Source organism: Celeribacter ethanolicus (genome assembly GCF_002407265.1).
GTDB lineage: Bacteria > Pseudomonadota > Alphaproteobacteria > Rhodobacterales > Rhodobacteraceae > Celeribacter > Celeribacter ethanolicus.
In genome coordinates this window covers 483,395-503,978 of record NZ_CP022196.1, presented here as the reverse complement: position 1 = coordinate 503,978, position 20,584 = coordinate 483,395, and the positions used below count along the sequence as shown (strand labels likewise).

25 protein-coding genes and 2 pseudogenes are annotated in these 20,584 nt (G+C 62.7%); 12 read left to right on the top strand and 15 right to left on the bottom strand.

The window, feature by feature from the left end; translation table 11 throughout:
* Positions 1-22 precede the first annotated feature (22 nt).
* From CEW89_RS02455 to CEW89_RS02445, 3 genes are read left to right on the top strand one after another with little or no spacing between them, the layout of a single operon-like run.
* Entirely contained in the window at positions 23-541 is a 519-nt protein-coding gene (locus CEW89_RS02455; protein ID WP_096804777.1) for a cupin domain-containing protein, read from the top strand.
* Positions 538-1,137, top strand: a complete 600-nt coding sequence (locus CEW89_RS02450) for a 2-hydroxychromene-2-carboxylate isomerase (protein ID WP_096804776.1) — start codon at positions 538-540, stop codon at positions 1,135-1,137. Before CEW89_RS02455 ends, CEW89_RS02450 begins: the two co-directional genes overlap by 4 nt.
* Positions 1,131-1,604 carry a GNAT family N-acetyltransferase gene (locus CEW89_RS02445; RefSeq protein WP_096804775.1) on the top strand — a complete coding sequence of 158 codons (474 nt, stop codon included), beginning with the start codon at positions 1,131-1,133 and terminating at the stop codon, positions 1,602-1,604. The genes CEW89_RS02450 and CEW89_RS02445 overlap by 7 nt, the downstream gene beginning before the upstream one ends.
* Here CEW89_RS02445 and CEW89_RS02440 read toward each other — a convergent pair.
* Positions 1,596-2,063 carry a GNAT family N-acetyltransferase gene (locus tag CEW89_RS02440; protein WP_096804774.1) on the bottom strand — a complete coding sequence of 156 codons (468 nt, stop codon included), beginning with the start codon at positions 2,061-2,063 and terminating at the stop codon, positions 1,596-1,598. The genes CEW89_RS02445 and CEW89_RS02440 overlap by 9 nt on opposite strands.
* On the bottom strand, positions 2,064-3,005 hold the full coding sequence (locus CEW89_RS02435) for a LysR substrate-binding domain-containing protein (RefSeq protein WP_096804773.1): 942 nt from the start codon (positions 3,003-3,005) through the stop codon (positions 2,064-2,066). It lies immediately after the preceding gene.
* A 141-nt stretch (positions 3,006-3,146) separates the two neighbouring features.
* Between CEW89_RS02435 and CEW89_RS02430 the strand changes: the two genes are divergently transcribed.
* Positions 3,147-4,049, top strand: coding sequence for an aminotransferase class IV (locus CEW89_RS02430; RefSeq protein WP_096804772.1), 903 nt, complete (start codon positions 3,147-3,149; stop codon positions 4,047-4,049).
* Here the strand turns inward: CEW89_RS02430 and CEW89_RS02425 are convergent.
* Positions 4,040-4,780: a sulfite exporter TauE/SafE family protein gene (locus tag CEW89_RS02425; RefSeq protein ID WP_096804771.1), complete on the bottom strand. Its 741-nt coding sequence runs from the start codon at positions 4,778-4,780 to the stop codon at positions 4,040-4,042. The genes CEW89_RS02430 and CEW89_RS02425 overlap by 10 nt on opposite strands.
* 91 nt (positions 4,781-4,871) lie before the next feature.
* Between CEW89_RS02425 and CEW89_RS02420 the strand changes: the two genes are divergently transcribed.
* The gene (locus CEW89_RS02420; protein WP_096804770.1) at positions 4,872-5,636 is read left to right on the top strand and encodes an AraC family transcriptional regulator; all 765 of its coding nucleotides are present in this window, start codon (positions 4,872-4,874) and stop codon (positions 5,634-5,636) included.
* 2 nt (positions 5,637-5,638) lie between these two features.
* Here CEW89_RS02420 and CEW89_RS02415 read toward each other — a convergent pair whose 3' ends face one another.
* Positions 5,639-6,271: a LysE family translocator gene (locus CEW89_RS02415; protein ID WP_096804769.1), complete on the bottom strand. Its 633-nt coding sequence runs from the start codon at positions 6,269-6,271 to the stop codon at positions 5,639-5,641.
* Positions 6,272-6,273: 2 nt separating this feature from the next.
* Positions 6,274-6,819: an RBBP9/YdeN family alpha/beta hydrolase gene (locus CEW89_RS02410; RefSeq protein ID WP_096804768.1), complete on the bottom strand. Its 546-nt coding sequence runs from the start codon at positions 6,817-6,819 to the stop codon at positions 6,274-6,276.
* 117 nt (positions 6,820-6,936) lie between these two features.
* Here CEW89_RS02410 and CEW89_RS02405 point away from each other — a divergent pair, with 117 nt between their 5' ends.
* From CEW89_RS02405 to CEW89_RS21150, 6 genes and pseudogenes are all read left to right on the top strand, one after another.
* Positions 6,937-7,392 carry an Lrp/AsnC family transcriptional regulator gene (locus CEW89_RS02405; protein ID WP_076624994.1) on the top strand — a complete coding sequence of 152 codons (456 nt, stop codon included), beginning with the start codon at positions 6,937-6,939 and terminating at the stop codon, positions 7,390-7,392.
* Between the two features lie 29 nt (positions 7,393-7,421).
* A complete protein-coding gene (locus CEW89_RS02400; protein ID WP_096804767.1) occupies positions 7,422-8,045 on the top strand; it encodes a LysE family translocator in 624 nt (207 codons plus the stop codon).
* A gap of 174 nt (positions 8,046-8,219) precedes the next feature.
* Positions 8,220-9,218, top strand: a complete 999-nt coding sequence (locus CEW89_RS02395) for a LysR family transcriptional regulator (protein WP_096804766.1) — start codon at positions 8,220-8,222, stop codon at positions 9,216-9,218.
* Positions 9,211-10,437, top strand: a complete 1,227-nt coding sequence (locus CEW89_RS02390) for a tetratricopeptide repeat protein (protein WP_096804765.1) — start codon at positions 9,211-9,213, stop codon at positions 10,435-10,437. The genes CEW89_RS02395 and CEW89_RS02390 overlap by 8 nt, the downstream gene beginning before the upstream one ends.
* A 117-nt stretch (positions 10,438-10,554) precedes the next feature.
* A pseudogene (locus CEW89_RS02385) lies at positions 10,555-10,785 on the top strand (integrase core domain-containing protein); the annotation flags it as partial.
* Between the two features lie 36 nt (positions 10,786-10,821).
* Positions 10,822-10,995, top strand: a pseudogene (locus CEW89_RS21150) (IS5/IS1182 family transposase); the annotation flags it as partial.
* Between the two features lie 100 nt (positions 10,996-11,095).
* Here the strand turns inward: CEW89_RS21150 and CEW89_RS02380 are convergent.
* From CEW89_RS02380 to CEW89_RS02355, 6 genes are all read right to left on the bottom strand, one after another.
* Positions 11,096-11,449, bottom strand: a complete 354-nt coding sequence (locus CEW89_RS02380; RefSeq protein ID WP_028092957.1) for a MerR family transcriptional regulator — start codon at positions 11,447-11,449, stop codon at positions 11,096-11,098.
* Positions 11,446-12,393 carry a DnaJ C-terminal domain-containing protein gene (locus tag CEW89_RS02375; protein ID WP_096804763.1) on the bottom strand — a complete coding sequence of 316 codons (948 nt, stop codon included), beginning with the start codon at positions 12,391-12,393 and terminating at the stop codon, positions 11,446-11,448. Before CEW89_RS02375 ends, CEW89_RS02380 begins: the two co-directional genes overlap by 4 nt.
* A 382-nt stretch (positions 12,394-12,775) precedes the next feature.
* Positions 12,776-13,138 (bottom strand): SPW repeat domain-containing protein, encoded by a 363-nt coding sequence (locus tag CEW89_RS02370; RefSeq protein WP_096804762.1) that lies wholly within the window; start codon positions 13,136-13,138, stop codon positions 12,776-12,778.
* A 30-nt stretch (positions 13,139-13,168) separates the two neighbouring features.
* On the bottom strand, positions 13,169-13,408 hold the full coding sequence (gene rpoZ, locus CEW89_RS02365; protein WP_073033774.1) for a DNA-directed RNA polymerase subunit omega: 240 nt from the start codon (positions 13,406-13,408) through the stop codon (positions 13,169-13,171).
* Entirely contained in the window at positions 13,405-14,136 is a 732-nt protein-coding gene (locus tag CEW89_RS02360; RefSeq protein WP_051312240.1) for an NADH dehydrogenase ubiquinone Fe-S protein 4, read from the bottom strand. The genes rpoZ and CEW89_RS02360 overlap by 4 nt, the downstream gene beginning before the upstream one ends.
* A gap of 80 nt (positions 14,137-14,216) precedes the next feature.
* Entirely contained in the window at positions 14,217-14,714 is a 498-nt protein-coding gene (locus tag CEW89_RS02355) for an Hsp20 family protein (RefSeq protein ID WP_028092955.1), read from the bottom strand.
* Between the two features lie 211 nt (positions 14,715-14,925).
* On the opposite strand from CEW89_RS02355, the gene CEW89_RS02350 reads away from it, so the two are divergent.
* On the top strand, positions 14,926-15,150 hold the full coding sequence (locus tag CEW89_RS02350; RefSeq protein ID WP_096804760.1) for a hypothetical protein: 225 nt from the start codon (positions 14,926-14,928) through the stop codon (positions 15,148-15,150).
* A gap of 42 nt (positions 15,151-15,192) precedes the next feature.
* Here the strand turns inward: CEW89_RS02350 and CEW89_RS02345 are convergent, their stop codons facing one another.
* From CEW89_RS02345 to CEW89_RS02330, 4 genes are all read right to left on the bottom strand, one after another.
* Positions 15,193-17,397, bottom strand: a complete 2,205-nt coding sequence (locus tag CEW89_RS02345) for an amylo-alpha-1,6-glucosidase (protein ID WP_096804759.1) — start codon at positions 17,395-17,397, stop codon at positions 15,193-15,195.
* A 17-nt stretch (positions 17,398-17,414) separates the two neighbouring features.
* Positions 17,415-18,515: a glycosyltransferase family 4 protein gene (locus CEW89_RS02340; RefSeq protein WP_096804758.1), complete on the bottom strand. Its 1,101-nt coding sequence runs from the start codon at positions 18,513-18,515 to the stop codon at positions 17,415-17,417.
* 323 nt (positions 18,516-18,838) lie between these two features.
* Positions 18,839-19,984, bottom strand: coding sequence for a cation:proton antiporter (locus tag CEW89_RS02335; protein WP_073033770.1), 1,146 nt, complete (start codon positions 19,982-19,984; stop codon positions 18,839-18,841).
* Between the two features lie 120 nt (positions 19,985-20,104).
* Positions 20,105-20,557 carry an NADH dehydrogenase ubiquinone Fe-S protein 4 gene (locus CEW89_RS02330; protein WP_244906229.1) on the bottom strand — a complete coding sequence of 151 codons (453 nt, stop codon included), beginning with the start codon at positions 20,555-20,557 and terminating at the stop codon, positions 20,105-20,107.
* Positions 20,558-20,584 lie beyond the last annotated feature (27 nt).

Genomic DNA, 20,584 nt, shown 5'->3' with positions numbered 1-20,584 from the left:
CTTCTCGCAGGAGGGCACCGAAATGACCCAGGATCGCATGCCACGCAGCCCCGTCGTCACGCTCGACGATCTGGACCTGTCGCCACAGAGCTATGGCACCCGCTTTCATGCCGCCATGGCGGCCATTGCCGCCCCACTCGGTGCGACGCATCTGGGCGCGCGGCTGGTGGAGGTTCCGCCCGGCAAAGCGGCCTGGCCCTTCCATGCCCATCACGCCAATGACGAGATGTTCATCATTCTCTCGGGCACCGGCGAACTGCGGTTCGGCCCCGACCGGTACCCGGTCGCAGCAGGCATGGTGGCGGTCTGCCCTGCGGGTGGCGCCGAAACGGCCCATCAGGTGATCGCAACCGGCACTGAACCTCTGCGATATGTCGCGGTCAGCACCATGCGAGAGCCTGATGTGATGGCCTATCCCGACAGCGGCAAGCTGACAGTCTTCGCGGGCGCTGCGCCCGGAGGTGACAAGGCAAAGCGCCGGGTTGCCAGTTCCTTCCGGACCGCGGATGCGGTCGATTACTGGGACGGCGAAGAGCCATGAGGTCCCTCGAGTTCTGGTTCGACTTCTCGTCCGGTTACGCCTTCTTCGCTGCGCAGCGGATTGAGGCCACCGCGGCAGACCTGGGTCGGACCGTGCTCTGGCGACCCTACATGCTGGGCACCGCTTACAAGGTGACAGGGGCACGCGGACTGTCGTCGACGCCGCTGAAACGCGACTATGCGCGGCGCGACTGGGCGCGGATCGCACGGCATCAGGGCCTGACCTTCCAACTGCCCGCCAACCATCCCCATGTCGCCCTGTCGGCGACGCGCGCCTTCTACTGGGTTGAAGGACAGCGACCTGAACTTGCTGCCGCCTTCGCGAAGAGGGTCTTCACCTTGTATTTCAACGACCGTCTAGACACAGCCTCACCCGAAGCCGTCTCGCGGCTCGCCCCTGACTTCGGTCTCAAACCCGAAGCCCTTCTGGCCGGCATCGCCGACCCTGCCCTGAAAGAAAAGGTCCGGAAGATCGGCGAAGACGCGGTGGCACGGGGGGTCTTCGGATCTCCCTTCTTCATCGTTGATGAAGAGCCTTTCTGGGGCTGGGACCGCATGGAGATGATGGCAGAGTGGGTCAGGATCGGCGGATGGTGACCGTACCGACGATCCGCCGCCTGTCCGCCGCGGACGCTCCGCGCCTTGCCGATCTGATGACGGCCTATCGGAGAGCCATGGGCGGACCGGCCGAGGCAATGACGCCGGAACAGGCCACACCCCTGATCGAGCGCGCCATCAGCGAGCCGGATCTGCTGCTTCTCGGGGCGGATCATGGCGGCGCGCTGGCCGGCTTTGCGCTGGCCTTCGACTTGCCCGAGATCATCTCAGGAAGCCGTGCCGGTCAGCTCGACGACCTCTTCGTCATGCCCGAGGCCCGGGGAAGCGGCCTTGCCCGCGCCCTGATTGGCCAGTTGACCGAGATCGGTACCGCGCGCGACTGGACCCATCTGCGCTGGCTGGTGCCGCAGGACAATCTGACGGCGAAACGGTTGTATCAGTCGATCGCCAACCCCGCGCCCTGGGACAGCTTCCGGATCGAGCTGAGCCAACGCCGCTCAATCTAGGTCGATCCGGTATCGTTTCACCGGATCGAGCGTGGCAATCCGGTCATAGAGCCGCTGCGCAATGAGGTTCTCATCGCCGGTTTCCCATTCGATGCGGCGCCAGCCCTGCGCGCGCCCCTCCCGAACCAGTCGCTCGACAAGCCGTTCCGCCAGCCCGCGACGCCGCGCGAAAGGTGCGATCCAGAGATCTTCCAGGATCGCGATCTGGGCCGTGCTGAAGCTGTGCTGACGAAGGACCACATGCGCCAGCCCGGCGGCCTGCCCCTGAACGAGAACCAGCCAGCCGAGAAGCGGCGCAGCTTGATCCAAGAGGCGCTGCCAGATGACGGGCATGTCCGCGCGGGCTCGATCAGGTGCCGCGAAATGGTCCAGGTTCTCTTGCCAGAGGTCTTCCCATGCCACGCGGTCGTTTTCCTCAAGTCGCCGGATTTCGACCGCAGCCGCTTCAATACGATTCATTCAATCTGCTCCCGGCTCCTGTTGCCTTTGCGCGAGGGTCCTTTCCCCGGCCGAGGCCTCGATCATCCAGCGGCTCAGGTTGCGCACGCGACGGTCCCTGGCCAGCGCCTCGGGATAGACGAGGAAGTAGCCTCCGCCCGTATGAGCCCAGTGTGGAAAGAGCTGCGTCAACCGCCCGGCGCGGACGTCGAAGGCAGCGATCTCCACGCCTGCCAGCGCCACCCCTGCCCCGTCCATGGCCGCGCGCAGTGCCAGCCCGGCGGAATCGACCATCATCACCGCAGCAGGCCGGATCGGCCCGCCCGGTAACGTCGCGTTCCATCGCGCGTAGTTCTCTTTCCGATACTGCGAGAGAAACAGGGTCATGCCCGATATCTGCGCCCGCATTTCGTCGGGGTCATCCTTGGCCAGGGGCGGCGCGCCGAACAGGCTCACGGTTTCTTCGAACAGCAGGTCCGCCTGCAACCCATCCCATTGGCCCTGCCCGTGCCTCACCGCCGCATCGGCCACTCCGGCAGACAGGTCCACGGCCTCCTGTGTCGTGGATATCAGCAGATCGAAACCGTTGCGCTCGAACGGGTAGCGCGTGAGCCGGGGCGAGAACCAATGGGCTGCGAAAGTCGGCAGCATCGACAGCCGTAAGGGGCCCGCGTTGCGATCCTGTCTGAGGCCGCCGACCGCCTCGATGATCCGGGAAAACCCCTCGCTCAGATCGGGCGCGAGCCTTGCTCCGGCCTCGGTCAGTTCGAGCGCCGGACCGACCCGTCGCATCAATGTCAGGCCTAGCGCATCCTCAAGCCCGCGCAACTGGTGGCTGACGGCCGATGGCGTGACGCCAAGTTCCAGCGCCGCCTCCTTGATCGAGAGATGGCGCGCCGCGGCCTCGAAGGCTCGCAGGGCGTTCAGGGGCACATTCAGCCGAAAGGGTACTTGTTTATCCATAGATCCTCACAAACCGACTATCGCCGATAACCGGCACCACGCGAACGACGCTTTCTCATCAGCGCCTGAAAACTGCTCACTCGCCTGCCCGGCTCCTGAGCCTGAAGATCGTCCCACCATCCGCGAAAAGGGAGATCCCGAATGCTGACCGAAGCCGTGAAGGTCCCGCTCGTCGATACGGCGAGTCCCGTCTGGTTCGACGGGACGCTTCTGCCGTCCGGTGAGGCGACGCTGCATGTTCTGACGCATTCTCTGCACAACGGCGGCGCGGTCTTCGAAGGAATCCGCGCCTATGACGGTCGCCTGTTTCTGGGTAAGGAGCATTTCCGGCGTCTGCAACGCTCGGCCGAACTTCTCGGCTACACGCTGCCATGGCTGGTCGATGATCTTCAGGCCGCTGCCGAGGCGGTACTTTGGGCTGGCGGACTCAAGGACGCCTATGTTCGGCCGATCGCCTGGCGCGGCAGCGAAAGCGTCACCGTATTGGCGCAGGGGTGCCGGATCCATACCGCCATCGCGGCCTGGGACTGGCCAGTGGAGAGCGCCCTTGGGGACGGGACCGGCGGATTGCGCCTGGTTCTGTCGGATTGGCGGCGCCCCGCGCCCGATACAGCGCCGACGGCGTCGAAATGCTCGGGCCTCTACATTACCGGAACCTTGTCGCGGGCCGCAGCCGCCCGTAGCGGACATGACGATGCCCTCATGCTGGATATGGCAGGCCATGTCGCCGAAACCACGGTGACGAACATCGTCCTCGTCCGGGACGGCAGGCTTCTTTCTCCCCTTCCTACATGCTTTCTCGACAGCCTGACCAAGCGCCATGTCTTCGACCTTGCGCGTGGCCTTGGCCTGTCGGTTCATGAAGGAACCGTCAGCCTCGACGATCTGGATGCAGCGGACGAGGTCTTCGTCACGGGCACGTCGGTCGAGCTTCGCCCCGTAGTCTCGCTGGACCGCCCCGGCAAGCACAGCACCTGGCCCGTCGGGCGCATCACCACGGCCCTGCGCGAGGCGTTCCGCGCCTCGACCCGGGCTCACGCGTAGTGCCAGACCAGCAACAGGCCGAGGCACACGATCGCGGCACGCAGGAATTGCGGCTTCACCCGGCGCGCCAGCCGGCCACCGATGACACCACCTGCCGTCGCCCCCAGGAAGACTAGGGCAGCCGGCCCCCAGGCAACCGCCCCGCCAAAGGCAAAAATCAGGACAGCGATACTGGTCGCGAGCGTCGCCAAGGCATTCTTGACCACGTTCAGCCGCTTCAGATCGTCGCCCCCCGTCACGGTCAGCAGAGCCAGCAGCAGCACCCCCAGCCCTGCCCCAAAGTAGCCACCATAAAGGGCCATGCCCCCCTCGGCGCACGCGGCGCTGACTGGCCCGATCGACACCCCGTGGCGGGCGAGCCAGCGGTTGAGCCAAGGCCCCGCAGCAAACAGCAGCGTCGCGAAGAGCAGCAGCCAGGGGACCAACTGCCGGAACAGCGCATCTCCCGACAGCAGCAACAGCCCGGCCCCCGCCGCCGAGGCCAGCGCAAACACCGCGACGCGCCCGGGCCGCGCGATCAGTTCCTGCCGCAGCACCGCAGCTTCGCCAATCAGGCTGGCCGCATGGCCGGGCCAGATCGCGACTGCGCTGGTCGCGCCCGCCGTCACCGGCGGCAGCCCCACGGCCAGCAGCGCCGGGAAGGTAAAAAACGTGCCGCCTCCCGCGATCGCATTGCACAGCCCGCCGAGCAGCCCCGCGCCCGCGAGTAGCGCCATTGTCGTCATATCCATCCGGTCCTCCGCTCCGCCTCCGCGCGATCCTGACGGAGGGGCTGGAAAAAAGTGTCGCCCCGGTGCCAGATGATTCCCCGGAGGTGCCAGCATGCAGCGCGATGAGATTGGAGGATTTGCCGAGGATGGAAGTCCGGTGATTGGCAGGATCACGAGCTTCACACCCGGCACCATGCCGGAGGCGCATGCGCATTGGCGCGGGCAGCTCGCCTGGTGCCCGGACCGGCCGGTGACGGTCGAGACAGGACGCAGGCTGCATCTTCTCTCTCCCGGCATGGCGATCTGGCTTCCACCGACGCACCGCCACCGCATCCAGGCCGAGGGCGCGCGGAAATCGGTCAACCTCTACACCCGGCCGGCCGCGGCACCGCTGCCCAAGGCCCCCACGTCTTTCCCTCTCGAGGCGCTGGAAGCCGAACTTCTCCGCACCCTCGCAGGGTCCAGCCGCGCCGACCGGCAAGAGCCCGCCTTCGCCCGGCTGACGGCCGTGCTGTGGGACCGGCTTGCGCGCCCCGCCCCTGCGCCCACACTGCCCCTGCCTGCCGACCCGCGCCTGCGTCGTATCGCGCTGGCACATCTCGATGGGGTCGACCATTCGCTCGACCACTGGGCCGCGGCACTGGCGCTGTCGCGGCGCAGCCTGCAACGGCTCGTCCGTCGCGACACCGGGCAAAACTGGGCCACCTGGATGCGAGACCTTCGATTGGCACGCGCCATTGCCCCTTTGATGGCCGGCAAAAGCGTGCAGCATGCAGCCCATGCCGCCGGCTACGCCACCGCGAGCGGCTTCGTGGCCGCTTTTCATGCCGCCCATGGGATCACGCCCGGTCAGTTGCAGCGTCGGATGGAGATCTGAGGTCATCCCACGCGCCGCTCCGTCAGCAGTCGCAGGGCGAACCCGATCAAGACACTGCCGGTAACCCCGTCGAGGAGCCGAGGCAGGCGGGGGCCGTTCAGGGCATTCTGAAACGGCACTGTCGCGGCAGTCAGCGCTGCAAAGAAAATCAGCCCCATCGACGCGTGTATCCCCGCGAGCAGGACGCTGAACGGCACCACCGGAACGCCCACGGGCAGAAACTGCGGCAGGAAGCTGATATAGAAGACACCGACCTTGGGGTTAAGAAGGTTGGTCATCACCCCACGCAGGAACCAATTCGGGGCGGAAGGCGCCATGACCCTCGGAAACCCCGGCTCTCGCGCACGGAACGCCCCCCGCAACATCCCGATCCCCAGCCAGATCAGGTAGGCCGCGCCGGCAAGCTGAAGGCAACGGTAAGCCAGTTCCGATACGGCCAGCACTGCACCGAGCCCCAAAGCCGCAATCAATCCCCATGCCAGCACCCCGGTCACCACCCCTGCCCCCGCCAGCATCGCCCGGCGCGACCCCTCGACCGCCGCCGTTCGCAGGACGAGGGCTGTATCGAGCCCCGGTGTGATCGTCAGCAAAGCCGCGGCAATGGAAAAGCTCAGCAATGCAGTTGCAACGTCCATGGCTACTCTCCGATCTCGTCCAGAAAATCTGCCAGAAGCCCCTGACCTTCGGGCCAGGCGCCGAGGTTTGACGCCTCATTCAAATGGCCCCTTGGGCCAAGACGGCGTGGCCAGGCGCCTTGCCTGGCAGCCCAGGCTATCGCACTCGCCGTCGGATCATAGGGATCGTTCTCACTTGCGACGGCCAACACCGGCCGCTCACCAAACCCCGTTGCAGGTAACGCTCCGAATGCCTTTGCCTGCGCCGGGAAAGCTGGCCCGCTCGGGTCCGGCACGGCAACAAGAAATGCCGCGGCGATCGCCCGGGACGACGCCGCACGCCAATGGGCGAAGAGCAGGCACCCGAGCGAATGGCATACCAGCACCGGCGGATAAGGTGCTGCGGCGACCGCCCGGTCCAGGGCGGCGAACCAGTCCGCAAGGTCGGGTTCATCCCAGGAATTTGGCTCTATCCGGAGGGTGTTCGGATAGAGACTTTCCCAATGGCTCTGCCAATGCTCAGGGCCGGATCCCCCGATGCCCGGCACCATAACGAAACGACGCCCCATGCTAATCTCCTGATGTTTACCTTTCTGGAGTGTCCCTTGCCGAACGCATAACGGGAATGGCAATTCATCGGCAATTGTGACAAACTTCCGATGAATTAACGGAACCTGCGGTGCAACATGCCGACCAGTGAGCTCGACCGCCTTGACATCGCAATCCTCGAAGCGCTTCAGGAAAACGCCCGCACCCCGCTATCGGAGGTCGGCCGACGTGTCGGGCTTTCGCAGCCGGCGACATCGGAGCGGGTGAAGCGCCTTGAGGATCGCGGAATACTCGCCGGCTATACAGCGCGTCTGGACGCCGCCGCGCTCGGTCTCGGGATGATGGCCATCATTCGGCTCAAAACCACGCATGAGCACATCAAGCCCGCTTTGAAAGCCTTTGCCGAGATGCCGCATGTTATCGAGGTCCACCGTTTGACCGGCGAAGACTGCTTCCTGCTCAAAGTCCTCGTCCCGACGCCCGGCCAACTTGAGACCATCGTCGACACCATCGCCCGGTTCGGCGCGGTGACGACCTCTCTGGTGCTGCGCTCGGAACCCGTAAAACCGCTTGGAAAGGCGCTACTCGGCTGACAACACCACGCGCGATACCGGAGCAAACCATGCCCATCGATATCTGGCTGATCTACGTCGCAACCGTGCTCGCCCTGATGAGCACGCCTGGCCCCAGCCAGATGCTGATGCTGTCAAACAGCGCCATCAATGGCTTGCCGCGGGCCTGGTTCACCGCTGCGGGAGATTTGACGGCGAACCTAATTCAGATGCTTGCCGCCGGCCTGGGGCTGGCAACCGTCTTCGCAGCCTCCGCCGAGGCCCTGACCGTCGTAAAATGGGCCGGCACCCTCTATCTTCTGTGGATCGGCCTGCGTACGCTTCGGCGATCGATGAAGCCCATATCGCACTCCGCTTCTCGACGGGCCTCCCTGCGGGCCCTTTGGCTGCAAGGCTTCGTAACCTCGGCGGCCAACCCCAAGGCCGTGGTCTTCTTCGCCGCGCTGTTTCCCCAGTTCATTGATCCGGCGCAGCCGTTCTGGCCGCAGTTTCTAATTCTGTCGGCCACCTATATCGCAATCGACGGAGCGTTCCTGACCGGATACGGGGCTGGCGCGCATTGGCTCTCCCAACGACTGAAGGGTTCGGCCCGTCGTTGGCTGGACCGGATCGGAGGCAGCTGCATGATCCTGGCAGCGGTTCTCCTGGGGATGAAAAACGCCGCCAGCCGGTAAGGTCGCTACTCGTCTCGGACGGAAATTCAACGCCGGGTGAGACATTCTCACTACGCATGATGCGAGAGGTTTTTCATGATGATCAGGCGTTGCATGAGAAGGCGCTGAAGCAAGCAAGCAGCCAGCCCCCCGCTTCCGAACGCAGGTTTCGGCTGCAGGTTCGGAGGTGGCTTCATGATTGAACTGCGTCAACTACACCAATTGATCGCTATCGCCGAGTTTCGGAGCCTGCGCGCTGCCGCCGAAGCTCTGGAGGTACAACAGTCGACGCTAAGCCGCACCGTCCGCGCCATCGAGGATGAGCTCGGCGCGATAGTTCTGGACAGGCGCCATAGCGGCGTCGAGTTCACTGAGGCCGGGCAGGCTTTCCTTCGCGAAGCCAAATCCGCGATCGAACTGCTCGAACGTGCGCAGCGACATGCCAGGCTTGCAGGTCGAGGAAAGACCGGAAGTCTCACGATCGGGATTCAGACCTCGCTGGGCACCGGCTTCCTCAAGGACCTTCTCCGGCGATACGCGACGGCCCATCCCAAGGTGCAGCTTAGCGCAGTCGACGGCGCAACGAGAGAGCATGTCAGGCTCGTCGCGGCGGGCTCTCTGGACATCGCCTTCGTGACCGATTGCGAGATCCCGTCGAACTGCGATTACGCACAGCTGTGGCAGGAAGAAGTTTTCGTTGTCACCTCGAAGACCCATGCACTGTCTGGCGTGCCCGCTGTCAGTTGGTCCTCGATGCGGCACGAACGGGTCCTCGTAACCGTCGCCGCGCCAGGTCCCGAGGTCGAAGCCTTCATTCGCGGCGTTCTGGCAGCCGAAGATGATTGCGGCTTCAAGGTCGATCGGATCGATGCGACGCAGGAGATGCTTCTGGATCTGGTCGCCCTGAACCAGGGCATTACGCTCGCCGTCTCTTCCTGGCAGCGACCAGATGATCGGGAACTTTCCTATCTCCCGGTGAACGAGCCCAAAAACAGCCTGGCCTTCAATGCAATCTGGAATCGAGCGAACGGCAATCCGGCGCTCCGGCGGCTCATAACTGCCGCACATATCTGCGCCGGACGGCACCGCCGGGGCACGTCCGACTGGCTGTCAGCGCAACACTCCATCGGTCAGGACGGCATGTCGGGCCAACAAGTTACCATACCCTCCAAAGGGTCCTCGCGCGATGGATAGTATCAAGCGTTGCCGTACCGCAGAAGCTCTGAGCGCCTATGCCGCAGGACGCTACTCAGCGGCGGAAACCGTCTGCGTGCGCACACTCATGGACTACCCTAACGACCCGGACCTGCTTCACCTGCTCGGGGTCGCACTGCTCGCTCATGGTAGCATCACCGCGGCGATCGAGGCCCTCGAGGCCGCCTGCGTACATGCACCGGTACCCTCGCCGGAAGCTTACAACAATCTCGGCATAGCTCTGCGTAAGGGGCAGCGGCCTGAAGACGCAATTGCAGCCTTCAGGAAGGCCATCGAAACACGGCCCGGATATGCGGAAGCGATGTACAATTTGGCTGTCACCTCAATGGATCTGGCGGATTTTTCTACAGCAGCCGACCTTCTTGCCGAAGTCACCGCTGCCAGTCCTGAAGATGCGCGGGCGCATTTCGCTTTGGCGGAGGCTTTAATCGCCCTGAATGATCTTGACGCGGCAGCTCTGTCATTGCGTCGCTACCTTCGTCTCGCCCCCGGAGACGAGCGAGGCGCTGAACTACTTCTTGCATCCATTGGCAAGGCGCCTGTTCCAGCTAGAGCATCCCCCGCCTTTCTGCGCGACCTCTACCGACGAAAGGCGAAGAATTGGGATCTTGTCCCAGGCTATTTCGCGCATCGTCACGTCCTGGATGCCGTTCTGCGCCACGCTTCCCCGCTCTTCCTCTCGGCCCTCGATGCCGGATGTGGCACAGGTCTCTCCGGCGCCGGCTTCCGCGCGATGACCCAGCACATGACGGGGGTCGACGTCTCACCGGACATGCTTGAGCGCGCACGCGCGAAAGGCATCTATGACGTCCTGAACGAGGATGATCTGCTTTCTTTCCTGACCCGGCATCCAGACCAATTTGACCTGATCGTCTCGGCGGCGGCACTCATCCATTTCGGAGACCTGAACGCCGTCCTCGAAGCAGTGTGGCTGGCCCTTCGGCCGGAAGGAACATTTGCTTTCACCACCTATTCATACGACGGTTCCGACCCAACAGCCTTTGGTGCATCGAGCTATCGGGAACTCGCAAAATCGGGATGTTTTGCGCATGGCAGCGCCTACCTGGCCGACTTATCCAAAACCTGCGGTTTCGAGATCTGCGAAGTCAGCGAGATCATTCATGAGCAAAGCTCCACGCAGAAAATCCCGGGTTTCGTCGCGGTGCTGCGCAAGAAGAACGGCGTTGAAGGCCCCTAATCAACGGCCCCTTGCCGGGCCATTGATCTGAGCAATCCCGTCTATTGCCTGGATGCGGAAGGTCTCTTCCCGATGATGTTCATCGCCTTGACGCTGGCGACCACCTCGTCGCACTGGTTCCTCGACAACATCTTCATCGAGAGGCTGTGGGGCACGCTGAAATACGAGTGCGTCTACCTTCATGCCTGGGAGGCAGGTTCGGAGACAAAGGCGGCCATCCGGAAATGGATGACCTTCTACAACCACCAGCGGCCCCACTTCGCCCTCGGCGGCAAGCCTCCGGCGCTGGTTTATTGGCAGAGAAATGCTATCAACCAACCTGATCAGCAGGTGCAACGAGTAGCTTAATTCACACCAGGTCCTGTTCAAGAGATGGGTAATAGCTCAGGCTACCACCGCTGAAGCTGTGTTGAGAGCAAGATGAAATGCACCAAGATGCTTCGCAAATCCCTGATGGCTCTAGACTTTGACCACCTGATTGTGGAGCTGCAGATCCGCATTGCAGTCCTCGGCGGTTACGCCGCGCTCGGCATACCTCTCACAGAGGCCATAGGGTAATTTCGTCCGGGGAAAGGGGAACTGTGATCAGAGCCGGATTTGCGCAACACGGCCGCCTTTGACTACCGTTTTCTGGCAAAACCGGCCGCAACAGTCATTTTCAATCGCTGTCTTCAGCCGCGTCGTTGGTATCGCTAAGACGAAGGCGTGCCGCTAGTGTGCTTCTTACATCTTCGGGTTGATCGTCCAGCGCCCTGAGCAATGTTCGCAGGTCGCGTCGGGTTTGGTAGAGTTGGTCGATGAGGTTCAAAACCACCGGCATAGCAGTCGTGGGCAGCGCCATCTCCTTTCGCAAATCGCAAAGAAGGCGCAGGCGCGCGATATCGAGTTCGTCGAAGACCGGGCCAGCCTCGCCCACCGCAGGGCGTACCCACCCTTGGCGCACCCAAAGCCGGAGTTCCCGCCGGGACAGGCGCCGGATCTTGGTGAGGACCATCTCTTCCGTGTGTCTCATGTCATCCTCCGCAATTCGGCGCGCGGGTCGAACACGGCCATCCGGCGCCAGCGCTCCGCCAGTTCCTCCATCTCTGGGTCGATCTTTTTAGGCAGCACGATCTTCAACCTCACGATCTGATCGCCCGGCTTGCCTTTCGGGCCCTTGATGCCCTTGCCGCGCAATCTCAGGCGCCGACCCGACGACGCCCCTTTCGGAATCGTGACCGAGACGGATCCCGATACGGTCGGCACATCGACCTTTGCGCCGAGCACCGCTTCATCGAAGGTGATTGGCAATTCCATCTCGATATCGTCATCCAGCCGGGCGAACACCGGATGCGTCCCCACCGAAACGGTCACCAGAGCGTCGCCGGCGGCGCCACCGCCGATCCCCGGAGCGCCCTTGCCGCGCAGCCGAAGCGTCTGGCCATCCCTGACGCCAGGCGGGATCGTGATTTCGATATTGTTGCCATCGGGCATCGTGACACGACGCTTCGCGCCGCGCGCGGCATCGAGGAAATCGACCTCGAGATGATAACGCATATCCGAACCGCGGGCGTGGACCTCGTGCCGGAACCCACCGTCGCCCGCCCCGGCGGCGCGCGCTCTGAAGAACTGCGAGAAGATGTCGTTCAGATCGTCCTGATCCATTCCACCCTCGAAACCCGGACCCGGGTCGTAGCGGCGGCCGGCATCCTGGCCGGCATAGTGGTGGTAATACTGGCGCTCGGGGCGTTCCTGTCCGCTGGCGTCGATCTCGCCGGCATCGAAACGCCGGCGCTTCTCGGGATCGCCCAGCAGATCGTTGGCCGCCGACACCTCCTTGAACCGTTCCTGCTTGGCCTTGTCATCGGGATGCAGGTCCGGGTGCAGCTCTTTCGCCAGCTTGCGATAGGCCTTCTTGATCTCGTCCTGTGTGGCGGTCTTCGGCACGCCAAGTATCTCATAAGGATCGGTGTTCATCTTCACCTGTCTGTGTTGGGTCCGGCGCCGTCATGACCCCGGGTCCTTACCCTGGGATTTCGCGCCTCTCCTGATCATTTTCCAGCCAAGACCCTATGGCCCGCGCGAAGCCGGGATCTTGCACCGGCAAAGGCTAGGATATGGTTTCATACTGTCTGTGCCGAGTGCCGGAGCAAGGAATGTGCGCTCTCAAACACGGGAGAAAGACAAACCCCGGAGGGATTTGCGCAACGCCACAATACCTCGTCAGTATTCCGCAGCAACAGACAACGGTGGGTCAATTGTAACACCATAACCGCATCAATAAGAAACCGGAGAACAATGCGTCTCCTTGAACCAAGTTCATAAATTGTCGGCCCTGCGCGTGGGGCCGACAGTCGTATCAGGCGGTCAGAGCAGAGTTGCCGCCGTCGTTTTTCCAGCGCCGCCAGGCGGGAAAGGCCAGCGCGAGCGCGCCGAGAGCCACATGGGCGAGTGCGATACTGAGCGTGAAGCCGGCTATGAGAGCCCATGGGCTGATCGCAGCCCAGACCCCCGCAACCATACGTGCCCAGTCAAGCCCTTCATGCGGTCGCCAAAGCGCAATTGCGGAAGGCACTGCGATCAGTCCGCCTGTCAGCAGGGCGCTCCAGAAGGCAATATCGGTCATCGTGATGACGAAGGGCAACCCAGCGAGGGCGAGGCCCGCGAGAAGGCTGATGCCGTCGCCAAGCTTGTCATAGTTCGTAGTCCAGGTCTTGCTCATGGTGTTACCTCCTTTCTCTTCACCAGGGATTCAATGCGGCCGAGCCAGCCGCTTGGGCGCCGGCGCAGGCAGGAAGGGCAACAACTCCTCCTGCGAAATCGCGCCGGTCGCGATCTCTTCCAAGGCAAGCTCTTCGGTGGCTTGCCGTTTAGGTTCGACCCGCGGTTCTGCCCCGGCCTTCAGCGCCCGGCTGCGGGCGCTCGCGGCGAGGACCAGAGCGAAACGATCGGGCACCGCCTGCTGGGCATCAATTGCAACGAAGGGATTCATGCCGCCCTCCCTTCCTCAACGGACGGATACATGCCGTCGGCGGCCACCGCCGCTTCAAGCGCCAACAGCGCTCGTTCAACCTCGGCAAGCTGCGATTCACGTTGGTTTTCCGGCATGCCTTCGGTGCTGGCGACATCCTGAAGATACTCCGTGTAGGCCCAGTTCATCAGGATAGAACGGCGAGCCTCCAACGACAGGCTGGCGTCCGAAGCAACCTCAATGGGAGGACGCCCATCATCGCCGCCTTTCGGATCGCCCCGCCGTTTGGCGCCGGCCATCGCGTCGCGATAGGTTTGCCGCATCTCCGACAGGCCGAGCCGAGAAAGCGTGGCATCGGACCACAGCCCGGCCTGCCTGTCCCGTGCCCGGGCGGCACCGCGCGCGGCTTCGCCTGCCGGCAGATGCACCTCGTAAGCCACCCCCAGACGCTTTGCATGGCGAATAGCAGCTTCCAGCGTCGGAAAGCTCAGGTCTATCTGCTGGATCGTGTCGTCCCCACCCGTCCAGCCCATCAAAGGCTCGAGCCAAGGACCGGTCCGGCGCGGAAAGCTCATCTTCCAGCCCTGCGTACCCGCGCGCCCCGAGGTCATCGCCGATTTCGACGGCTTCCAGATCCGGGCGACCGCATCGTCCGGCAGAGAAGAGTCCCAGTCGGGTCGCGAACCGGCCAGGCTCGGAATGGGTGAGGCATGTGATTGTGCTGTGAAATCTCCACTGATCAAGTTCACTACTTACCCTCCAGATTTCGGGAACGGCGTCCGACCGCCAAGAAAGCGGCCGGAGCATCCCATCCTGGGCCCGAGGTGCTTCAGGCCGCGACAGGTTCCGGCTCACGAGCCGTCTCGAGCTGCCTGGTCTCGAGACCTTCGGTCGCCTCAGGAGACGCGATCTCGATCCGACGCGGCTTGAGTTCCTCGGGGACCTCGCGCTTCAGCTGGACAGTCAGCAGGCCGTTCGACAAGGTGGCCTCTTCGACCCGGACGTGATCAGCCAGTTCGAACCGACGTTCAAACGACCGACCGGCGATGCCACGATAGAGATAGCTGGCACCGTCGTCACCATCGGGAGTCTCCTTGTGGCCCGACACGATCAGCATGTTCTTGTCCTGGGTCAGGGTCAGATCGTCTTCGGCAAAGCCAGCCACCGCCATGTCGATGCGATAGTCGTCCTCGCCGGTCTTGACGATGTCGTAGGGCGGCCAGTTGTCGAGCGTTTCCACCCGACGGGCGGCCTCAAGTGCGTCGAGCATACGGTCGAAACCGATACTCGAACGGAACAGAGGTGCAAAATCGAGTCTCGTTGCCATAGCCATATCCTCCTTTGAGCAACATGGGTACAGACGACGGAAGCACCGCAGGAACGGCGTCCCGCCTTGTCACCGATCCCCATCTGGGCGATCAGCACAAATTGATTTGGAACAGCACCTTACGGTTTCAAGAGGGTGCTCAAAACTTTTTTCTGCGAACAGAAATCCTATATTTCACGCACTTCCTTGTAGCATTCGAAAGGAGGAGATCATGACCGAGAATGACGTGAAGAGCATCTTGGGTCCCGGCACGGATCCTACACTTCTGTCTGATATTCTGCGCACCGGCGCTGACGCCTCCGAGCTTGCCCGTGCCAAGGCCTGGGTCGAGGCGGACGAGGCGCAGGTCGATGCCCATAGCCCCTTCCCATCGGGCCGCATCGCCCGGCTGGTCGAATTGCTCGAAGCCGATCAGGAAGAAGACGATCTGCTATAACAGAAATCGGGCTGGCATTCAGGACGGTGCCAGCCCGTCTCTTCAGGTGGTCACGATCACCCGAACCGGCCCGTCGCGGCGCAGAACATCGGCAACCACGTGAGTGCCGGACCGGCGCAGAGCCACATCGACAGTTCCACCGTCAAGGCGCAGATTGCGCAGGACGACCTCTCCCAGGAACTCCGGAAGGATCGGTTGCTCGAAGATCACCTGCCGCGCCTCGGCGTCGAAGCGCAGCCCGAGACAGGCCTGAAGCAGCAACAGCGGCGCTCCCGCCGCCCAGGCCTGCGGCGTACAGGCCACCGGGTAGAAGGTGGGACCTTGCGTCTCACGGCGCGGGAAGCCGCAGAACAACTCCGGCAACCGTCGCAGGTCGATGTAGGTGGCCGCAGAGAAGATGCCCTCGAAAATCCGTGCGGCCTGTTCACGGAACCCGTAGCGCGCCAGCCCCGCCCCGATCAGCGCATTGTCATGCGGCCAGACCGACCCGTTGTGATAGCTCATCGGATTGTATCGCGCCTGGCCCGCGGCAATGGTCCGCACTCCCCATCCACAGAAAGACGACGGCCCCATCAGGGCATGAATGACCGTTTCGGCGCGCTCCTCCGGGACGATTCCCGTCCAGAGCAGATGGCCCGCGTTCGAACTGCGTACTCGGCAGGGCCGTTTGTCACCATCGAGGGCGAGCACATAGGTCCCAAGCTCATCGTCCCAGAACGCCGCGTCGAAACGGGACTTGAGTTCCGAGGCCTTTCGCGCCTGCTCTTGCGCGATCCCGTCATGACCGAGTTCCCGTGCGATCTCGGCCGCGGCCAGCCGGGCGGCATAGACGTAGCCCTGCACTTCGCAAAGCGCGATCGGCCCCTTGGCCAGCGTCCCATCGGCGTGAAACACCGCATCATGACTGTCCTTCCACCCCTGGTTGGCGAGCCCCTTGTCGCTGCGCCTCTCGTATTCCACGAAACCGTCGCCGTCCCGATCGCCATAGGTCTCGATCCAATCGAGCGCCGCACGGACATGCGGCCAGAGTGTTTCCAGCACCTCCCGATTGCCGGTGCGCTCGAAATACGCCCCGGCGAGCATCACGAACAGCGGTGTCGAATCCACGCTGCCGTAATAGCGCCGGAACGGAACTTCGCCGGTTTCCGCCATTTCGCCATAACGCGCTTCATGAAGGATCTTGCCTGGCTCGGCATCGGTATCCGGATCGAATTCCGTCGCCTGGTTGGCCGCAAGATGCAGCAAAACGCCCCGCGCGACCGCCGGGTCGAGCCAGAGCATTTCCCGGGCGGTGATCAGAGCATCGCGACCGAACACGGTGCTGAACCAGGGCACGCCCGCATAAGGATAGGGCCCCTCCTCCGTATCGGTCATGAGCATGTAGAGGTCCGAGACCGAACGGCGCATGGTCTCATTGAAAATCTCGTTGGAGCTTTGCACCGTGGCTGCGCGGGAAGAGGAACGTCTGAGTGCGCGGCGCGCGTCCCGCAAGGAGCGGAAAAACAGGCGCGACGGAGGATCCTCGGCCCCATTCGCGTCGCAGCCGATCTCGATAAAGAGCGAACGCGTTTCGCCGGGGGCGAGGCTCAGACGATAGACGGCTTTCCCCGGCTCAAGCTGCGCAGGCGCAGGATCGAAACGCAGAGCGGTGCTACGTGGATTGTGGTCGAGCCCCCGGTACGACAAGATTACGTGCGAGCCATCCACCTCCGGCAAGAGCGACGTTCCCCGGCGGGCCCGTACCCGGCCACGGACCTCAAAAATATCCGCAAAATCGGCCTCAAAGGCGATTTCCAAGGTAACTTCATGTGCGACCTCGTCAAAATTGCGTACCGCCAGCCGCTCATAACAGGTGCCTTGCCAGAGAAACCGCGTCCGGCGCATGTGGATGCGATCATGCGCAATCAGACAGCGACCGGTCTCGTCATTAAGATCGGGATTCGTCAGATCGCAGGTCAGCGTGGCGTTATCGTCGCGCAATGTGGACGAGAGCAGCATGGGCCGCTCTCCCCCGATGGTCAGATAGTAATGCGAGAGATACCTGGTGTCGCGATGGAACAGGCCCTCGGGGCTGCCCGGCCCCGAGAGCACATCGCCATTGTGATCGAACACGGCGAAGGTATCGCCGTGCTTCAGGGTTCGTGGCCGCCGTTCCTGCAAGGAGGCTGCCGCCGGGATGAAGAATTGCGCCGGCGGCGCGACCAGTTGCGACGCACGCAAGCCCGTTTGTTGCAGCGCCTCGGTCATCTTATTCTCCTTCGCTCTCATTCCGCTGCATGCAGGACCTGAGCCCCTTGGCCCCCGAGCATATGCGGGAGCGGCATCGTAACAGCCTCGACGCCCGGCAACCCACGATAGATTTCGACATAGTCGCGCGCCATGCGGTCCGCAGTGAAGCGTTCTTCGAACGTCTCGCGCACGATTCGTCTGCTGATTCGGTTCAGTTTCCCCACAGCTGCGGCGGCATCTTCCAGAGAATTCACTACATAGCCAGTCAGCCCAGGCTCTACGATCTCCGGCACGGAGCCATTCGCCCATGCGATCACCGGCGTGCCGCAAGCCATAGCTTCGATCATCACGAGACCGAAAGGTTCAGGCCAGTCGACAGGGAACAACAGCGCCCGCGCGTTCCCGAGAAACTCGGCTTTTTGTTCTTCGTTAATTTCCCCAATGAACTCGACATTGTCATGGGCATCGACAATTGGTGCTATGATCTCGTCCCAATACTTGCGATCCGCATCGCCGATCTTAGCAGCAATTTTCAATGGCAACCCCGCTCGCACCGCTATCTCGATGGCGCGGTCCGGCCGTTTCTCCGGCGAAATCCGCCCAAGAAAGGCAAGATAGTCCCCCTTCGGAGATTTGGTGAACGACAGCAGATTCTTGGGAAGTCCATGATAGACGGTCCCTGCCCAGTTCACGAAGGGCAGCGGACGGCGCTGGTCGTCCGAGATAGAAACGAGCGGATAGTTTGGGAACGTCGCGTAGAAGGGCCGGAGATCGGGGCCATCGAGCCTCCCATGCATGGTCGTCACCATACGGTCGGCGAATGCCCGCGCCATGGGATAGTGCAGGAAGTCGATGTGAAAATGCAGCACGTCGAATTCATCGGCCCGCAAGCGGACTTCCTCCAGCATGGCGACATGCCACGGCAGCGAGTTCTTCACGTTCGGATCGAGCCGGAGGGCTTCCTTGCTGCACGGGACCAGGTGGGCCTTGGTCCGGCTGTCGCCGCTGGCGAACAGCGTGACTTCATGGCCCTGCCTGACCAGTTCCTCGGTGAGATAGGAGACGATCCTTTCTGTTCCCCCATAGAGACGCGGCGGGCAACTTTCTTCTAGCGGTGCGATCTGTGCGATCTTCATCGGCAAAACCTCCTCTTCTGAGCGAAGCCTCAACAATGGATGCGAGAAGGTCGTCTACGATCACCCCGCCTGGGCATGACCGCCGGATGTGGCATCTCGAATTCGGACAGTCGTGATACAAGATCACTGCCATCCGCCGGACCATGGTGCCGGAACGCGAGATGGCCTTGCCCGGCAAAACCTCCTGCGCAAAACAGCGATATCAGATAGCAGGGAACCCCTGCAAAAAGTTCAGTTAGAAATCGACTTTGGAGTTTCAACCCCTACGGCGCGCAAAAAATATTAGGCGAAGCAGACAACTGCTGAGTGTGCGTCGGTCGCATTTACGCTGCGCGACGAACCACAACCGCTCCAATCAGCATGCTCAGCCCCAACGCGAGGAACAGAGGCTCGGCGACCTTGGATTGCAACAGGCCGGAGGCAGTCGTGACAGAGATGAGCATCAAGCTGAATTCGCCGCCATGGGCCAGGATGGCGCCCGCGCGAAGCGCAGTCTCGAGCTGTTCTCCGAACATGCGGGTCAGAGCAACAACAAGCGCGAGTTTCACCACCATGAGCACAAAAAGCCATGCCAACACCGTTGGCCATGTCGACCAAATCGCACCTATATGGAGTTGGGTTCCGATACCGATGAAGAACACCCCGACGAACAAATCCCGGAACGGCCTGATTTCCCGTTCGACAAATTGGCGGGCGTCGCCCTCGGCGATCATCATGCCGGCAGCGAATGCACCGAGCGCCGGCGAAAGACCCGCAACCTGCGCAATAATGGCCGCGAGCAAGGCAACGGTCAGGGCAAGAAGCTGTGCGAGTTCAGCCGCGCCCTGGGTTGCGACCCATCCGGCAAGCCGCTGAAGCATTGACCGGGTGATGAAGAGCGCCCCGACGAGCACGCCCATGCCCCCGACCATCTTCAGGACGTCGTGCGCGCTTTCCACGGCTCCTGCCCCGGCGATGACATCGTGAAACGCCAGAAAGCCGACGGCCGCCAGATCCTGAAACAGCAGAACAGCTATCGCGACCCGTCCCTGAGGCGTTCCGAGCGCATCGCCGCCCGCCAGGACCTTAAGACATAGCGCGGTCGATGACATCGCGACCGCGCCAGCGATCAGAACCGCTGCCGCCGGCGCGATCTCGGTAAAGACGAGGAGCCCTACGGTGACCAACCCTCCAACTACGAGCACCTGTACCAGACCGAGTCCGAAGATCAGCCGCCGGAGCGACACGAGCTTGTCGAGGGAGAATTCCAGACCAAGCGCAAAGAGAAGCAGGATCACCCCGACCTCACCGATAACCGTCAGTGTGGCACCCTCGGTGATGAGCCCCAGACCGGACGGCCCGATCACAATGCCGGACAGCAGGAAACCGACCAGTGCGGGGATGCCAAGCCGTGCGCAGATCGCGACATGGCAAAAAGCCATCATGGCGAGCAACGCGGCGGCCTCCAACAGCCCCTGGTCGGCGTGCATCAACGTCGCCCGCTTCCATAGACAGTCGCCCCGATCCACGCCGGTGGGTCGGACGCGGGGAAGGACTCAGCACTCGCTTCACAGACCGGGTCTGCAGCCGTCGCGAGTTCCGCTGAGAGATCACGAACGCTGGCCGCGTCGATGCCTCGGTGAAGCCGGTGCCGGGAACTCGGTCGGTGGCCGGTCTCGATACGGTGGAGCATCGGCTCCCTTGCTGGTTGGCACTGTCTCCCACCAGAATCGGCGCGGTGGCACGGATCGACGTTTGTCCGGCTCGTGGCGCACGATATACTGCCAGTCGTTTTGTTCCGCGAAGGCGATGGCGCTGTCGAGATCAGGGAATGTCAGGCGGATCGGACGATAGGGATCTTCGGTTGCGGTCCAGCCCATAAGAGGCTCGATGACCGGCGCCCGGGCCGGCTCAAACTCGAGTATCCAATGCTGCCGCCTAATTGGAGCCGAGGTGTGGGACGAGCGAGCTGGCCTGTAGATCAACGCTGTCGGCAGGTCTGGAGATGTCAGGTCAGTTCCGGGGATCTTCGGTCGAAACGGTGGGCGGTTGTGTCCTTTCATCATGATGTACCTCTCTTCGGATTGCGG

Excerpts from the sequence above, each read along its gene's own strand:
- CEW89_RS02445 (WP_096804775.1), top strand. The coding sequence starts at position 1,131 with ATGGTGACCGTACCGACGATCCGCCGCCTGTCCGCCGCGGACGCTCCG.
- CEW89_RS02440 (WP_096804774.1), bottom strand. The coding sequence starts at position 2,063 with ATGAATCGTATTGAAGCGGCTGCGGTCGAAATCCGGCGACTTGAGGAA.
- CEW89_RS02370 (WP_096804762.1), bottom strand. The coding sequence starts at position 13,138 with ATGAGCAAGACCTGGACTACGAACTATGACAAGCTTGGCGACGGCATC.
- CEW89_RS02425 (WP_096804771.1), bottom strand. The coding sequence starts at position 4,780 with ATGGATATGACGACAATGGCGCTACTCGCGGGCGCGGGGCTGCTCGGC.
- CEW89_RS02405 (WP_076624994.1), top strand. The coding sequence starts at position 6,937 with ATGCCGACCAGTGAGCTCGACCGCCTTGACATCGCAATCCTCGAAGCG.
- CEW89_RS02355 (WP_028092955.1), bottom strand. The coding sequence starts at position 14,714 with ATGGCAACGAGACTCGATTTTGCACCTCTGTTCCGTTCGAGTATCGGT.
- CEW89_RS02345 (WP_096804759.1), bottom strand. The coding sequence starts at position 17,397 with ATGACCGAGGCGCTGCAACAAACGGGCTTGCGTGCGTCGCAACTGGTC.
- CEW89_RS02450 (WP_096804776.1), top strand. The coding sequence starts at position 538 with ATGAGGTCCCTCGAGTTCTGGTTCGACTTCTCGTCCGGTTACGCCTTC.
- CEW89_RS02375 (WP_096804763.1), bottom strand. The coding sequence starts at position 12,393 with ATGAACACCGATCCTTATGAGATACTTGGCGTGCCGAAGACCGCCACA.
- rpoZ (WP_073033774.1), bottom strand. The coding sequence starts at position 13,408 with ATGAATCCCTTCGTTGCAATTGATGCCCAGCAGGCGGTGCCCGATCGT.
- CEW89_RS02435 (WP_096804773.1), bottom strand. The coding sequence starts at position 3,005 with ATGGATAAACAAGTACCCTTTCGGCTGAATGTGCCCCTGAACGCCCTG.
- CEW89_RS02400 (WP_096804767.1), top strand. The coding sequence starts at position 7,422 with ATGCCCATCGATATCTGGCTGATCTACGTCGCAACCGTGCTCGCCCTG.
- CEW89_RS02395 (WP_096804766.1), top strand. The coding sequence starts at position 8,220 with ATGATTGAACTGCGTCAACTACACCAATTGATCGCTATCGCCGAGTTT.
- CEW89_RS02335 (WP_073033770.1), bottom strand. The coding sequence starts at position 19,984 with ATGCACGCCGACCAGGGGCTGTTGGAGGCCGCCGCGTTGCTCGCCATG.
- CEW89_RS02455 (WP_096804777.1), top strand. The coding sequence starts at position 23 with ATGACCCAGGATCGCATGCCACGCAGCCCCGTCGTCACGCTCGACGAT.
- CEW89_RS02410 (WP_096804768.1), bottom strand. The coding sequence starts at position 6,819 with ATGGGGCGTCGTTTCGTTATGGTGCCGGGCATCGGGGGATCCGGCCCT.
- CEW89_RS02420 (WP_096804770.1), top strand. The coding sequence starts at position 4,872 with ATGCAGCGCGATGAGATTGGAGGATTTGCCGAGGATGGAAGTCCGGTG.
- CEW89_RS02390 (WP_096804765.1), top strand. The coding sequence starts at position 9,211 with ATGGATAGTATCAAGCGTTGCCGTACCGCAGAAGCTCTGAGCGCCTAT.
- CEW89_RS02340 (WP_096804758.1), bottom strand. The coding sequence starts at position 18,515 with ATGAAGATCGCACAGATCGCACCGCTAGAAGAAAGTTGCCCGCCGCGT.
- CEW89_RS02330 (WP_244906229.1), bottom strand. The coding sequence starts at position 20,557 with ATGAAAGGACACAACCGCCCACCGTTTCGACCGAAGATCCCCGGAACT.
- CEW89_RS02350 (WP_096804760.1), top strand. The coding sequence starts at position 14,926 with ATGACCGAGAATGACGTGAAGAGCATCTTGGGTCCCGGCACGGATCCT.
- CEW89_RS02415 (WP_096804769.1), bottom strand. The coding sequence starts at position 6,271 with ATGGACGTTGCAACTGCATTGCTGAGCTTTTCCATTGCCGCGGCTTTG.
- CEW89_RS02430 (WP_096804772.1), top strand. The coding sequence starts at position 3,147 with ATGCTGACCGAAGCCGTGAAGGTCCCGCTCGTCGATACGGCGAGTCCC.
- CEW89_RS02380 (WP_028092957.1), bottom strand. The coding sequence starts at position 11,449 with ATGAGACACACGGAAGAGATGGTCCTCACCAAGATCCGGCGCCTGTCC.